Annotated in this window: 14 protein-coding genes, 2 pseudogenes and 1 riboswitch; of the genes and pseudogenes, 4 read left to right on the top strand and 12 right to left on the bottom strand. The window is 45.4% G+C overall.

The genetic code is table 11. From position 1 onward, the window contains the following. Positions 1-190: 190 nt before the first annotated feature. The 4 genes and pseudogenes from ribE (V1501_RS03695) to V1501_RS03680 all read right to left on the bottom strand — a co-directional run bounded on the left by ribE (V1501_RS03695) (position 191) and on the right by V1501_RS03680 (position 2,715). Positions 191-658, bottom strand: coding sequence for a 6,7-dimethyl-8-ribityllumazine synthase (gene ribE, locus V1501_RS03695; RefSeq protein ID WP_409291505.1), 468 nt, complete (start codon positions 656-658; stop codon positions 191-193). A gap of 41 nt (positions 659-699) precedes the next feature. After that, a pseudogene (gene ribB / locus V1501_RS03690) lies at positions 700-1,302 on the bottom strand (3,4-dihydroxy-2-butanone-4-phosphate synthase); the annotation flags it as partial. Between the two features lie 13 nt (positions 1,303-1,315). Beyond that, positions 1,316-1,957, bottom strand: coding sequence for a riboflavin synthase (gene ribE / locus V1501_RS03685; protein ID WP_409291504.1), 642 nt, complete (start codon positions 1,955-1,957; stop codon positions 1,316-1,318). Between the two features lie 133 nt (positions 1,958-2,090). Continuing rightward, positions 2,091-2,225, bottom strand: a riboswitch (FMN riboswitch). 223 nt (positions 2,226-2,448) lie between these two features. After that, entirely contained in the window at positions 2,449-2,715 is a 267-nt protein-coding gene (locus V1501_RS03680; RefSeq protein WP_409291503.1) for an excalibur calcium-binding domain-containing protein, read from the bottom strand. Positions 2,716-2,990: 275 nt separating this feature from the next. Here V1501_RS03680 and V1501_RS03675 point away from each other — a divergent pair, with 275 nt between their 5' ends. Continuing rightward, positions 2,991-3,233 carry a DUF2164 domain-containing protein gene (locus V1501_RS03675; RefSeq protein ID WP_409293236.1) on the top strand — a complete coding sequence of 81 codons (243 nt, stop codon included), beginning with the start codon at positions 2,991-2,993 and terminating at the stop codon, positions 3,231-3,233. Positions 3,234-3,759: 526 nt separating this feature from the next. Here V1501_RS03675 and V1501_RS03670 read toward each other — a convergent pair. Beyond that, positions 3,760-5,232 carry a hypothetical protein gene (locus V1501_RS03670; protein ID WP_409291502.1) on the bottom strand — a complete coding sequence of 491 codons (1,473 nt, stop codon included), beginning with the start codon at positions 5,230-5,232 and terminating at the stop codon, positions 3,760-3,762. Between the two features lie 260 nt (positions 5,233-5,492). Between V1501_RS03670 and V1501_RS03665 the strand changes: the two genes are divergently transcribed. Beyond that, complete coding sequence (locus V1501_RS03665) at positions 5,493-5,753, top strand: GlsB/YeaQ/YmgE family stress response membrane protein (RefSeq protein WP_409291501.1); 261 nt, start codon at positions 5,493-5,495, stop codon at positions 5,751-5,753. Between the two features lie 70 nt (positions 5,754-5,823). Here V1501_RS03665 and V1501_RS03660 read toward each other — a convergent pair whose 3' ends face one another. Further along, positions 5,824-6,714 carry a phosphotransferase enzyme family protein gene (locus V1501_RS03660; protein WP_409291500.1) on the bottom strand — a complete coding sequence of 297 codons (891 nt, stop codon included), beginning with the start codon at positions 6,712-6,714 and terminating at the stop codon, positions 5,824-5,826. A 269-nt stretch (positions 6,715-6,983) separates the two neighbouring features. Here V1501_RS03660 and V1501_RS03655 point away from each other — a divergent pair, with 269 nt between their 5' ends. Continuing rightward, positions 6,984-8,123: a zinc-dependent alcohol dehydrogenase gene (locus V1501_RS03655; protein WP_409291499.1), complete on the top strand. Its 1,140-nt coding sequence runs from the start codon at positions 6,984-6,986 to the stop codon at positions 8,121-8,123. Positions 8,124-8,178: 55 nt separating this feature from the next. Here the strand turns inward: V1501_RS03655 and V1501_RS03650 are convergent, their stop codons facing one another. Further along, entirely contained in the window at positions 8,179-8,571 is a 393-nt protein-coding gene (locus tag V1501_RS03650; RefSeq protein WP_409291498.1) for an acyl-CoA thioesterase, read from the bottom strand. A 5-nt stretch (positions 8,572-8,576) separates the two neighbouring features. Further along, positions 8,577-9,770 (bottom strand): iron-containing alcohol dehydrogenase, encoded by a 1,194-nt coding sequence (locus V1501_RS03645; RefSeq protein WP_409291497.1) that lies wholly within the window; start codon positions 9,768-9,770, stop codon positions 8,577-8,579. A 91-nt stretch (positions 9,771-9,861) separates the two neighbouring features. On the opposite strand from V1501_RS03645, the gene V1501_RS03640 reads away from it, so the two are divergent. Next, positions 9,862-10,386 carry a D-glycero-alpha-D-manno-heptose-1,7-bisphosphate 7-phosphatase gene (locus V1501_RS03640; protein ID WP_409291496.1) on the top strand — a complete coding sequence of 175 codons (525 nt, stop codon included), beginning with the start codon at positions 9,862-9,864 and terminating at the stop codon, positions 10,384-10,386. Positions 10,387-10,447: 61 nt separating this feature from the next. Here V1501_RS03640 and V1501_RS03635 read toward each other — a convergent pair. From V1501_RS03635 to V1501_RS03620, 4 genes and pseudogenes are all read right to left on the bottom strand, one after another. Next, positions 10,448-10,566 (bottom strand): annotated as a pseudogene (locus tag V1501_RS03635) (hypothetical protein); the annotation flags it as partial. A 935-nt stretch (positions 10,567-11,501) separates the two neighbouring features. Further along, positions 11,502-11,627, bottom strand: a complete 126-nt coding sequence (locus tag V1501_RS03630) for a hypothetical protein (RefSeq protein ID WP_409291495.1) — start codon at positions 11,625-11,627, stop codon at positions 11,502-11,504. A gap of 147 nt (positions 11,628-11,774) precedes the next feature. Further along, positions 11,775-12,962: a methionine gamma-lyase gene (megL, locus tag V1501_RS03625; protein ID WP_409291494.1), complete on the bottom strand. Its 1,188-nt coding sequence runs from the start codon at positions 12,960-12,962 to the stop codon at positions 11,775-11,777. Between the two features lie 156 nt (positions 12,963-13,118). Continuing rightward, entirely contained in the window at positions 13,119-14,279 is a 1,161-nt protein-coding gene (locus V1501_RS03620) for a DEAD/DEAH box helicase (RefSeq protein ID WP_409291493.1), read from the bottom strand. Between the last annotated feature and the right edge of the window lie 58 nt (positions 14,280-14,337).

The following is a 14,337-nucleotide window of genomic DNA, read 5'->3' as shown; positions in this document are numbered from 1 at the left end:
GCAGCTAGTCTCCCTTCTAACCGTCAGCTTATTGAAAGCAGCAGCGGCCGCCCGCTGCTTTCAATAAGCTGACGAGAAAAGCCCGGGGAAAAAACGAGATGTTTTTCTCCTCGGGCTTTTTTTGTAACTTATAAGACAAATCCAATGGTCCGGGAAATAATCGGGAAATGGGGTATCCCCCCCTCCCGACTTAACCTATAGAGGCATTCAGGTTGGCCATTTCGATGGCTGTTACGGCTGCTTCGTAGCCTTTGTTTCCTGCTTTTGTGCCGGCTCTTTCAATGGCCTGTTCAATATTTTCGGTTGTCAGGACGCCAAAGATGATCGGGACACCGGTTTCGAGGGAAACAGATGAGACGCCTTTTGCCACTTCATTGCAGACATAATCATAGTGAGTGGTAGCTCCACGGATAACGGTCCCGAGTGTGATGACCGCATCGTATCCGCCTTTGACGGCCAGACGCTTTGCCACTTGTGGAATTTCGAATGCGCCGGGAACCCAGGCTACATCCACATTTTCTTCATCCACGCCATGCCTTCTCAGGCCATCCAGTGCCCCTGTTAACAGCTTCCCTGTGATGAATTCGTTGAATCTGCCGACAACGACTGCCACTCTTAAGCCTGTGCCGATTACATTTCCTTCAAACGTTCTTCCCATTTTCTATTCCTCCAATTATATATACTATATACTGTTTAAATGTCTAATTTCCGGCGGTATTCAACCAGCTCCGCAATGGTTATAATCTTAAGCTGATGTTCCCCGGCAAGCTTCAGGAGTTCCGGGACTCTTGCCATCGTGCCATCTTCATTCATGATCTCACAAATCACACCGGCCGGTTTTCCTCCGCTTAAAGACGCAAGATCCACAGAAGCCTCGGTATGCCCCGGCCTTTCAAGGACTCCGCCGTCCTTTGCTATAAGCGGGAAGACATGGCCTGGACGCTTGAAATCAGAGCCCTTTGCATCCTCCTCGAGCATTTTCAAGATCGTAAACGATCTCTCAAAGGCGCTGATCCCTGTTGTGGTCTCGGCATGGTCCACCGATACTGTGAATGCCGTCCCATGCTGGTCAGTATTGTTCGCAACCATAGCGGGAAGCTCCAGCTTTTGTGCGAGAGATTTAGTGATGGATGTACAGATCAAACCCCTGCCATACTTTGCCATGAAATTTATGGCATCAGGTGTTGCATTCTCTGCCCGGATGACAAAGTCTCCTTCGTTTTCCCGGTCTTCGTCATCAATTACAATCACCATTTTTCCTTCTTTTAAATCTTCTAGTGCCTCTTCTATTTTGCTGAACAAACTAACACCGCCCCTAATTAAATCCATTTTCCTGCAAAAAATCCATGCTTATGGCAGAAGTCTTTTTCACTGACTCTGTTTTACGGAGAATATATTTTGCAAATAAATCGGTTTCTATATTGACCGCATCTCCCTTTTCCTTCGAACCAAGAATCGTTTTCAAGTGCGTGAGAGGAATGAGGGATACAGTAATGGAGTCGTCTCTAACCTCAAAGACTGTCAGACTTGTCCCATCAATCGCAACCGAGCCTTTTGGGATGCAGTACTGCCCTTCACCCGGCTGAAGCTGAATGCTGTAATATACGGCATTCTCCCTATGCACCTTATTGGTGATGGTTCCTACACCATCTACATGGCCGCTTACAAAGTGGCCGCCAAATCTTCCCCCTGCCATAATGGCCCTCTCCAGGTTCACCCTGGAGCCGGGCTTGAGCATGTGCAGTGTGGTTGATTTGACTGTTTCGGGCATAACATCAGCTGTAAACCCAGACTGGGTATAATGGGTGACTGTCAGACAGACTCCATTAACCGAAATACTGTCGCCAAGCTGGACGTCCTGCAGCACCTTTTGTGCCAGGATTTCAAGGGCACTGCTGTTTGCCTTTTTATGTACTGCTTTGACAGTGCCTATTTCTTCAATGATGCCAGTAAACAAATATTTCCCCCCTCATTACAAAATAAAAACCCCTTAAATAGGGGTTTAGGGAGAATATGGACGTTTAGTGTATGACAAAATAAGCCTGCTTATTTGCCTGCCAAATAGTAGACTGATTGTGTGACCAGATCCATATGTCCTTCTCCCATCCAGACTATACTGTCGGCTCTGGAATCACACCAGATCCTGCTCTAGCGAGCTCGCGGGCTTGTAAGCAAAAAGCTTCATCACCGCCGGCTGGGATTTTCACCCGACCCCGAAGGACACTCATATTCATGCTGTCATGTACCCATAAGGAATATCATCCTTATTAGTGTGTTTTACTGATGTGATATTAACATTTATAAGAAAAAAGAGCAAGGAACTAGCTCCCCGGCTCTCCATCCAAACAGAATCTATTGGCATTTATACTGCAGCGGTAAATAGCCTTCTTCAAAATCTTTACGGCCTGCACCGCTGACTGCTCTCCTAGTTACATACTAAGCTAAACCTTATTTTTCACACGCTATCCCGTCTTTGTCACGGTCACTCTTCTTATTCGCTTTATACAGGGCTTCATGTGCAAATGGCTTATTTTTAGTCTTGCCGCCTTTATTTTTGGTTTTCGCTGAAATGGCTACGCCGCCCTTATATACCTTATTGAGCTCAGTGCAATTTTTGTAAGTTTTCACAACTGTCTTGGCTTCGGCAGTCCCCATATTGGAAGACAGGCCCAGAAGCAGACCGGCTGACACGATTACTGAAAAAGTTTTGTTCATTTCATTATCTCCATTCTCTACTTATTTATTGATTTATCATCAGAAGTGAGCAATCCAGTTCAGCCCTGCACACATTATTTCGGCAGCTGAATGCCGGATGTTAAGTGAACCTTTTAATTTTAAAGATCCATTTTGCTTTTCCTGTTTTTCTTGTGCATAAATTTATTTGAAATTCCAGCCTGTTATTTTCCCTGGAGTCATTGTATAGTGTCCCTGTCAGACCAAATAACGGCATGAAACCAGAACCAGAGCAGTTATGAAAGGATGTGTCCGAGCTGTTTATAAAGCTTTCGAAAGAACAGAATCAAATGATGATATCAGAGATCCAGACATTTTTCTCCATGGAAAGAGAGGAAGAGATTACAGAGTTTGCGGCTGAGAGGGTATTGGATTTCATCAAGGAATCGCTCGCTCCCCATTTTTATAATGCGGGGATCCAGGATGCAAAAACACTGCTCGAGCAGCAATATGCCTCCCTGGAGGATGAGCTGCTGACACTGGAACGCCCCATAAAGTGAACCCTGAATTTCTACCCGCAGCCCATGCTTGGAAGGAAGCATGACAGGACCAGAAACAAACAGAATAAGGAGCAGGCCGGAATGCCAGCAGGATAAATGATGGTCACACCTAACTGCTAGATAGCCATGTATACATAAAGCTCCGCCCTTTTCCACAAAAAAATATATACAAAAAAAGAGTGATCCGAAAAATCACTCTTTTTAACATGTTAGGCGCCGGCGCATTCTCCACTCCATCCCGCAGCGCCTCGGGAGGTGTATCATGAATATAGGGAGGAGCGGGCTTAAGCACAGGCTTGCTTTCATAAGGCAACAGATTCCAAACGAACTGGAACACTCCCTGGCCGTCCACGCTCGGCCCCCTGTGCCCGGCGGCCGGATGCATTTTCATTGCCGGCTGAGAAGTTGAATAATATAAGACACCCCGCGCTTTTCAAGCTCTTTCGGGAAGGTGCCTTGGGGTTATTTTGCTGTTCCAGACTGATTAGGGGACCGACTTTAACCTGTCCCGGTTAATGGCGCCGTTTCACTTATGACGTTCCGAGGCTGCAACGTTCGTCCGTTCCACCCATCTCTTCATCTTATCTTTATCCTTCCTCCATGTGAGGAAGGTCGTTACTGTGAGGTAGACAGATACCACCATACCGCTTATAGTCACGAAGAGGGCGATGTATTCAAACAACGAGTAATCCCTGAACTTCTCCCATTGTATCCTGCCCTTAAGGTCCTCGATGACCTGATTCATCCCGTAAATTCCGCTTATGACAGTAAACAGTGTCAGATATAGAAGCAGCAGGCTGTTCTTCTTGTCTGCAAAAGCTTCCTGGTACTTATAAAGGCTGTTCAGAGTCTGCTTTCCATCATCATGCATTTCATCGATCTTAAATACCTCCCTGAGATGCAGGAAGATATCCCGCCCCTGTGATTCTGTGGCAAGCTCAATAAAATAATAATTGGCTGTGAAGGAATTGATCACATAGATAAGCTCCTCGACCTTTTCACGGTCCCTTTCAATCTTGAGCGCCGAATAGCTGTTTGCAATTTTCAGCAGCACAATCTTATGAAAAAGATTTAGGAGCATCCCGTAATAATACTCGCCAAGCATCTGGCTTACCCAGGGGCGAAGTTCTTCGCCGGTATGGATGGTGACGCATGAAAAATGATCTTCCTTGACCATATAATAGGTATCCGGTGCCCATCGGTCATACCCGTTTACCTCTATATACCGATCAATATATCCCTTATTGGATGAGCTGATTGCAGGCGTCCCCTTCGGCGACAAACCGTCCAGATTGGCCGCCCTGAAGGCTTCCACCTTCTCAATCCTGCCGGCATCGGAAAAAGAAAAGATTGACTGTACAAACATCTTGTCATCTTCAAAGAAAGGGAAGGTTTCAAAATACGAATCCTCCATATTGCTTTTGTCAAAGTAGTCGCTCACTTTAGAGTTTAAATTTTTGAACAGAAAATCCTTTACCTTTGAATAGGAAAGTCCCTCACAGTCAATTTTTATTTTTGATGAATTGGATTTCTTAGGGCTCAGGCTGCGAAACTGTCTGATAAATTCGGTCACATAGGAAAAGTCCGTATTTTCCTTCACCTCCACCCTGACAGTGATAAAGCCGACATTGAAGGGGCATATGGTAACATCCTCTGACAAAACCGTAAAGGGCATAGAGAAATTCTCAGAACTATATTCACAATCAACATTAATCCGACAAGAAAATCGATGGAACCCCTCCTGCCCCAGGGAAAAAGGAAACAGGATTTTATTTGTAAATGGAAGGTAGTACCCCTCCATGTTTTCATGGGAAACCTCAAAATCACCGTAATACTTATTCTCAAGTCCCAGGTCATCCAGCTTGAATTCGTCATATTCCTGCTTTTTAAGTGTATCGACAAGTGAAGCGGCAGCATTGGACTTCAAAGAAAATGGAAGCACAAAAACAGCGATGGCCCTGTTTAGTTTTTGTTCGTTCAGCTTGATTTTCTGTTCCATGTAGATACTCCTTTTAATGAGGACGTAAAGCAAGTTATGCTTACTTTTTATGTATTGTTTACTTTTACCACTTTTTTAGTCCGGTTAATCATTTGGCAATTTAGACAAGGATACATGAAAATTTTTTTACAGGACATTATATGAAGAGAAAATTTCATGCAAAAAATAATGTTTAGAAAAGGTCTATCCTGGGCAAAAAAAGAACAAGCTTATAAGCTAAGCAAAAAAACAAAAACTTTTTACAAAGGAGAAATGCTATTATGGGATTCATTTGGTCATTAATTATAGGTGGTATCATTGGATGGCTGGCAGGACTAATCTTAGGACGTGACGTACCTGGAGGTATCATCGGCAACATCATCGCTGGTTTCATTGGCGCATGGCTTGGCGGATTAATCTTTGGAAGCTGGGGCCCTGATGTTGGCGGATTCGCTATTCTTCCTGCATTGCTTGGAGCTATCATCCTGATCCTGATTGTAAGCTTCATCATGAAGGCAGTCCGTGGAAGAAGTCACCGATAAGAGAAATCAGACATTATAATATCTTACTGACTGACACAAAGACTGGACCCAGGGGTCCAGTCTTTGTGTGTTAAAACAGATTAAATGGCAGGGAAGGCTTATCATGCCAAAGGCTGGATTCCAGTTCCTTCAATTTAGCTCTCTGCCAATCTTCCATATTGCAGGGGTTCCAATGCTTCTTAAACAAACTGTAAAGAAAAAACTCCCTGCCTTTGAGGAACAGCTGAATCTGTCCCTTGAAGTCAGGAGGCAGTTTCTTTTCTTCCGTATATCCTTTAAGAAAGTGTTCGAAAAATAAAGCGGGGAATTCCCGCGAATTTATTCCGAATGAATCATTCTGCCAATGGGCGTGATAAAAGCTTGCTGCTATATCATTGACATACCAGTAGAATGCACAGTCATTAAAGTCAAATAAATGGATATTCCCTCTGCTCACATGAAAATTCCCCTGATGAAAATCATTATGAATCAAGCCGAAATTTTCGTTATGTGTTGAAAGGTTCCCGAGACGTTTCACGTATTCCTGATATTTCCCGTAAAGTTCCGGGGCTGTCACCTTCAAAGCGGCAGCCACTTTATGGTTTACTTCCTGCCCATGTGGTCTGAAAAAAGCTTCAGGAGCAAGGTTTTCAGCAGCCCGATGAATCTTCCCCATCGTGGACCCCCACTTTTTAAAAAAATGCCCATTCCAGGACTCTTTATCGCCTGCATTGACCGGCTGGCCGGGCACTCCTTGGAAAGCAGACGCTATATAGTTATTCCCATTATAAGAAAAGACTTCAAAGGGCCTTTCTTTCCTTGAATGAACTGGCAGGGAGACTGGGACTCCTTCTTCATGAAGAGTCCTGATGTATGCCATTTCGCTAACGAGCCTCCTCTGTGTGTCCTCACTTCCCTCATTAATACGAAAATAAATACTTTGGGAATTTGTGCCGGACTTAGGTCTGGTTTTGAAATCCACCCGCAACTTTCCCGGGAAGTGCAGGCAGTGCCCACTCCTCAACAATACGGGCGAGTATGCTGTCTATCATCTTGTTACTCCTTTTTTAAACTGTTTTCTATAGTATATAACTCCTTTTTTTCAAGGAGGATAAACTGCGCTCCGTTTGAAAAATTAACTGCGCTGACTAAAATTCATATCCACAATTCAAAAGATATGGATTTATTGCTTTTAATTAAAAGGATTAAGGGTATAGGTCCAGTATTCTGATAATTTTAAGGAGGTTGTTTATGAAGGCAGTAACGTTTCAAGGACCTAAAAATATGCAGGTGAAACAAGTACCGGATCCAACCATCCAAAACAACGATGACATTATCGTAAGAATTACGTCCACCGCAATCTGCGGCTCGGATCTTCACATTTATGTCGGAGCACTGCCGACCCAGAAGGATTATGTAGTCGGCCATGAGCCAATGGGAATCGTGGAAGAGGTCGGACCGGAAGTCACCAGAGTGAAAAAGGGAGACAGAGTTGTCCTGCCATTCAACGTGTCCTGCGGCCACTGCTTTTTCTGTGAGCATGATATGGAAAGCCAGTGTGATAATTCAAACCCGAATCCAGCGCTCGATACAGGCGGATACTTCGGTTTCACAGAAAGATACGGGAATTATCAGGGCGGCCAGGCAGAACTTCTCCGGGTTCCTTATGGCAACTTCATGCCTTTTGTCATTCCTGAGTCATGTGAGCTGGAGGATGAGGCATTATTATTCATGTCTGATGTATTGCCGACCGCTTACTGGAGCGTTGAGAATTCCGGAGTAAAAAAAGGTGACACGGTCATTGTCCTGGGCTGCGGTCCAGTCGGACTGATGGCGCAGAAGTTCGCCTGGATGAAGGGTGCCAAGCGGGTCATCGCTGTAGATCAGACTGAATACCGCCTGAACCATGCAAAAACTAAGAACCATGTGGAAACCATCAATTTTGAAGAGTATGATGATGCCGGACTCTACCTTCGCGAAATTACGCATGGCGGCGCCGATGTTGTCATTGATTGTGTCGGGATGGACGGCAAAAAAAATGCTTTTGAAGCTGTCGGGCAGAAGCTGAAGCTTCAGGGCGGAACCATCAGCCCTATCCAGATTGGCATGAAGGCTGTCAGGAAATTTGGGACCATGCAGCTGACGGGTGTGTATGGCTCCATGTATAATATGTTCCCGCTTGGCAATATTTTCGAGCGTAACATTTCCATGAAAATGGGGCAGGCGCCTGTTATCCACTTAATGCCGATGCTGTTTGACAAAATCATGAACGCAGAGTTCGATCCAACCGAAATCATTACCCACCGTGTGCCGATTGATGAAGCAAGCCAGGCTTATAAGGTCTTCCATGATCATGCTGATGAGTGCATCAAGGTCGTACTGAAGCCATAAAGAACCATGCAGGGAACGGGAGCTAAAGCACCGTTCCCAGTTTTTCCCTCTGCCCTCATATATGGCTGTGGTGTGCAAGCTCTGTTCGTATACCTTCTGGAATCCGTTCCTTCCTTTTACTTTTCATGTCATAATTCACATAAGCCGCTTCTGCCGTAACACAGATTCTGCCGCCCTGATGGATTTCTTCATACAAGATCAGGCTTGAATTCCCAATCTTCTTGACCCATGTGTACACCTCCACAGACTGCCCAAAAAATAATTGATCCTTAAAGTCAATATTCATATTCACTATGATCATTTTCCAATTCCTAAACCCTGCATCAGGCATGAACAACTTGAAAATAGGATTTCTTCCCGCCTCAAGCCAGACAGGGATTGTCGTATTATTGATATGCCCTACGCCGTCCGTTTCTGAAACTCTGGGCTCGATTACCGTATGATACATCCTGCTCACCCTCCCAGCCGATTTTTTTCCATTTTGAGGTTTCCCCTTAAAGCAGAGCGATATATCCCGGCTGCAGCATCAATTGTAAGCGGCCTTGGACTCCGCGACAGCAGGCGGGTCTGTTTCATACCATTATGAGCCAAGCTTTCAATATCCTTTTCCGTTATCCCGTAGTAAGAGAGGGAAGTGGGCAGTCCGGTTTCCTCCACCAGCGATTTAAGCTCTCCCACAGTCAATAAAGCAAGCTCCCGGTCGCTGCGGTTCCCCCGTTCAATGCCTAGCTCTGCTGCCAGCCGGGCCATTTTATTTAAAGAGGAGGGCCAGATGTATTCCATCACATAAGGCAGCAAAACGGCATTGGATTCACCATGTGGAATCTTGAAAAGCCCCCCGAGAGGATAGGCAAGCGCATGTACCCCTGCCACTCCTGCGTTAAAAAAACTGAGGCCGGCCATCATACTGCCAATCGCCATCTCTCTTCTCGCCTGTCTCTCCCCTCCCTGCCATACCGCAGTCCTGATATTTCCGTATATTTTTCTCACTGCCTCAAGTGCAAGAGCATCAGTAAAATCGTCTGACTGTATGGAAAGATAGGCTTCAATGGCATGAGTCAAGGCATCCATCCCGCTTGCGGCTGTCATCTTAGGAGGCAGCGTGTAAGTCAGCTCAGGATCGATAATTGCTGTATCTGCCAGAAGATACGGGTGACTTATGACATCTTTTGTATCATGGAGTGAAAACACGGCGATATCAGTTACTTCAGAACCTGTACCCGCCGTAGTCGGGAGGAGTATCTTCGGGAGCCCGGGGCTCTGCAGCTTCTTTGTGCCCGATAAGTTCAGGTAGTCCCCGGCAAGCCCGGCATTTGCGGCAAGTACAGCTGCAGCCTTTGCCAGGTCAAGGCAGCTGCCGCCGCCAATCCCGATCACCAGGTCTGCGCCAGAACTCCGGACAGCTTCAATTGCTATGTTTCCATCCTGAAGTCCCGGCTCTGCCTGTATCTGGGAAAATATTGTATACCTGATGTTAAATGCCTTCAAAGCTTCTACTGCCCTCGCAGTCACTCCAAGCTTTACAAGAACCGGATCGGCAAAAATGAACGCATGTTCAGCGCCAAGATTTTGGGTAATTGAACCCAGCTGTGCCATGGATCCTTCACCGCTGATTATTTCTTTTGGCGAGATAAAAGCAGAAACCATATTCAAGCTCCTTCCTGCGGGTTTAGTTTTTACTACGCTCCTGTTTGTCCCCTGCATTGGAGGGAATACTTTTTCTCAAGGAGGGGTTTTTATGGAAAAAGCCATATTTTTAGATCGCGACGGCGTTATAAATGAAGTACTGACAAAACGCGTAAAGTTTGTGAATAATCCCGGCCAGCTATTTCTGCTGGAAGGGGCGGCAGAAGCGATTGCCCGTTTCAGCAGCCAGGGGTACAAGGTCTTTATTGTGACCAACCAGGGAGGAGTCGGCCTCGGATATTTGAAGGAAAAAGCACTGGTGAAAATCCATGATCAGTTAAAAAAAATGCTTGCCGAACAAGGCGGGACTATTACAGATATTTCTTATTGTGCCCACCGGCCGGATGCTGGATGTGAATGCAGGAAACCGGGAGCGGGCCTGCTGCTTGATCTGGCAGAGCGTTATGATGTTGACCTTGCCGGCAGTGTGATGGCGGGAGATCATGAACGTGATATCCAGGCTGGAAAAAAAGCCGGCTGTAAGACGGTTTTTATCGGTCAAGAGCCCACAGAAGCAGATGCCAGTGCCCCCTCCCTTAAGGAAGCGGCAGATATCATCCTGAAGCTGCTGGCTTAAAACAAAACAATAGCCTAACGCCAGGAAGAATTCTGGCCCTAGGCTATTGGAGCTTTATTACGATCCCTGCTGTCAGAACGATAAATAAATAAGGAATAAAGAACCCTCCCCCATTATCGTATGCTACTGCAGGAAATCTCCAGATTTCCCCAGGCCGATTACCGACCCTGCTGCTGCCATAATGAAGCCCGGGCCTCGATCTCCCTTATTGACGAATCACTTCTGACTCCATAAATAAATTAAAGATTAAAAATTTTTTATTTTCAGATAACTGTTATTTCAGTTCACATTATAAGGGACAATGGTTCTGCTAGTCAAACTCCTTAAAGAATCCGGAAAATCAACGGCAATAAGGATATAATGATAAATTGTATTAATGCTGTCAAGAGTATGGTTCTTTAAATATAACGAATTAGAAATAAGTACATAAAGGCCAGCACAACTTGACCGATCCCTCAAAAAACCCTGTGGAAGGTACTGCCCTAAATCTTTCACACGTTTAAAAACTCACAGGTGGTATGGAGGTATAAGGAACAAAAGGTATATCAAACATCATAGCCGGAAAACCTGGGAAATTCCCGTCTGCAGGAAGCCTAATGAAACATGCTGCTCCCCTCTTTTCACCGAATGCCAGAAAAAAATTCTTAACAGGCCTCTGAAAAAATCATCTCTGAGATTTACCGTTATTTTCTTTATTGATGGCAAAACCGCTGTTGGACTCCCTCAGTTCTTCTCTAAAAACTGAAGCTTAGACTTCATTGAATTTTTTGTATAAATCTTGGAGGCTGTCAATGAAAAGCTCTGGCAAAAATATTTTCTTTCCAGTTTAGTATTGACACTTCAATATAAAATGGTTTCGATTATCCTATATTAATGGAAAGGGATTGATACCATGTTAAAACTAACTGTTTGTCATTGCACTCAAAAATACGCACACGAGGAATGGAGGTATGAATATTTTATTCGTTACGAACGATGCACTAAATGTGGACGAAAAAAAGCATCTATATACTATGGAGGTAAACTCTTGTATACAACACTAAAAAACTGAAGATGCAGGCACTTTCCGGAACAAAAAAAAGCGGTCTCTATTTAAATGAGACCGCCGCACAAGCCTACTTATCTTCTTCTAAGGCCCGGGGCTTTTCTGGGGCAGCAGGAGTAAGCGCACTCTCTTTCGGATCAGTAAAATAAGTGCCCAATTCCTGCTTCAGCCCTTCCTCAGACTTTTCCTCATACATGCCAGCACCTCCGCCTTTTTTTGGGAGAGAAATTACCGCCTTCCCTTATACAGTTGTTATACCTTTTTCACTGCAGCATAAACTATTTCAGCTTAATTTGTTGGAAAATTCCATAAATTAAAGAACCTCCGCGAAGGGAGGCCCTGCTTATAAAAGTGAATTCAGTCCCTGCTGCAGATCTCCCCAGACGTCTTCCCAAGATTCAAGCCCTGCTGAGAGGCGGAGCATCTGCTCGGTAATCCCCATTGCTTCTCTTTCAGCTGAAGGGATTATGGCATGTGTCATAGAGGCCGGATGCTGAATCAAAGTTTCGGCATCTCCCAGGCTGACAGCTATTTTAACAAGCTTCAGTGAATTCAGGAAGGCTTGAGCGTCCTTCTTTGTACCCTTGATTTCGAATGAAATCAGACCGCCTCCAGCCTTCATCTGTTTTTTCATTATGGCATGATCGGCGTGCGCAGGATCGCCGGGATAATAAACCTTCTCAATCATCGGATGGCTTTTTAGTTTTTCATTGATTTTACTCGCGTTCTCTGTATGACGGTCCATTCTGACAGGCAGCGTTTTAAGGCCTCTCAGAAGCAGCCAGGCATCAAAAGGTGACATAATACCGCCGATATCCTTCAAGGTAGTCTTGGCGACCATCCTGATAAACTCGCTGCTTCCGGCAGCAAGTCCTGCTACAACGTCGCCATGGCCGCAGATATATTTTGTGGCACTATGAATCACCACATCGCATCCCCATTTCAAAGGCTGCTGCAGATACGGTGAGCTGAAGGTGTTATCCACAATGACCAGGATGCCATGTTTTTTAGCCACTTTTGCCACCATCTCTAAATCTATCATTCTCATGGTTGGATTCATGGGCGTTTCCACATAGATGCAGACCGTTTCAGGGCGGATCAGGCTTGCAATGGCCTCCTCCGTTTCCATGGAGGAAAAATCATGTGTAATTCCGTATTTTTTTTCCATCATCTCAAGAAGGCCGAAGGTACATCCATACAACCCCTGCGAACACACAATATGATCGCCCTGTTTAGTCGCCGCAAGCAGGACCGCCGATACGGCAGCCATCCCAGAGCCAAAAGCGAGTCCTTCTTCCGCCCCTTCAAGGATCGCTATCCTCTCTTCAAGCGCCCGGACTGTCGGGTTTCCAAGCCTGCTGTAAATATAGCCTTCCTCCCTGCCTGCAAACCGGTTTTCACCCTGCTCAGCACTATCAAAGGTGAAGGTCGATGTCTGGAAAATGGGCACAGAAAGGCTTCCTAAATGGTTTTTTGAATCATAGCCTGCATGGATGACCTCGGTCTCCATATTATTGAATCTCTTTTTCATATGGTCCCCCCTAATTACGAAGCTTTCTAACTATCCTCATTGTATGATGAATCGGAACATAATGTAAGCGTTTTCTTTTTGCTGGATTATAGTTAGACATATTTAAAATTACCCACTAAAAAAGGAACCTCTTGTTAGAGGTTCCCTGGGACACAATCATCTTTTGGAACTTGTTTTCGAAGGCTTGCCATCAACCACCTGGCCTTTATAAAAAGTTTTGAGTGTCATTTCAAGATCAAGATCGCGGACAAGCCTCTTCAAATCACGTTCTTCAGCTGGCGAAATGATGGAGTATACAGTCCCCTCTGCTCCTGATCTTCCCGTCCTTCCTGAACGGTGGATATACTGCTCCGTTGTTTTCGGAAGATCATAATGAATCACATGGGTGAGTCCTTTCACGTCGAGCCCTCTAGCCGCAACCTCGGTTGCAAGGAGAAGGGTATAATCCCCTGTGCGCAGTCCCTTAATGGCTGCCTCCCTGTCCCTCTTATTGGAATCTCCATGCAGGACGGCATGCGGAATGCGGTCATAGCTGAGCTTTTCCGATAAAACATTCAGATTTCCGATGTCTTTTACAAATGCGAGCCCCTTCAAGCCTTCAATCCGGCTGATCCTCTCCAGGACTTTAATTTTATCCCTCGGGTCTGCCGTGAAATACGAATGCTCCACCTTTGAGGGGATATTTTCTTCCCGCTTCACTTCAATCAGCTCAGGGTCTGTCATCATTGCCCTGGCCATTTCTTCCGTCTGGCTTGGCAGAGTTGCAGAAAACAGGACAACTTGACGATCCTTCAGGGTACTTTTTACAATATCCTGTATTGTCCTGATGTGTTCCGGCACCAGCAGCTGATCGCCTTCATCCAGCACAATCAGTTTAACTTCATGCATTTTCATCTTTTTCATCTTGATCAGTTCATTGATACGGCCTGGCGTCCCGGCCACAATCTGTGGACGCTTCTTCAGCTTTTCAAGCTGCCTTTTCATATTGGCACCGCCAATGAACGACGCCCCTGAAATCTTGCTGCCTTTCGACCACTTCTGTATCTCTTCATTAATCTGCATAACCAGCTCGTGAGAGGATGCCAGTATCAAAGCCTGTATAGCCCCGTTTTCCTCATTAACGGCCTGCAGGGCCGGCAGCAGATAGGCCAGGGTCTTCCCTGTTCCTGTCGGAGATCCTGCAATAACATCCTTACCTGCAAGGATGGCTGGTATGGCCTTTTCCTGGATGGTTGTCGGCTCGTTAAAGCCTGCAGACTGCCAATTTTCCTGGAGTGCCGGCTTAAGTTCATTTAAAAAATTCTCATTTTGTGTCATCGAAATCTCCTTCAGATGTGTTTATAGACATATAGTATCATAAGGTTCCCGTTATTAT

Origin of the sequence: Paraperibacillus esterisolvens (assembly GCF_046237625.1) — a bacterium.
In the GTDB taxonomy this organism is placed as follows: domain Bacteria; phylum Bacillota; class Bacilli; order Bacillales; family DSM-1321; genus Paraperibacillus; species Paraperibacillus esterisolvens.
Note: the sequence above shows the minus strand (reverse complement) of the source record. Positions and strands in the feature narration are given on the sequence as shown.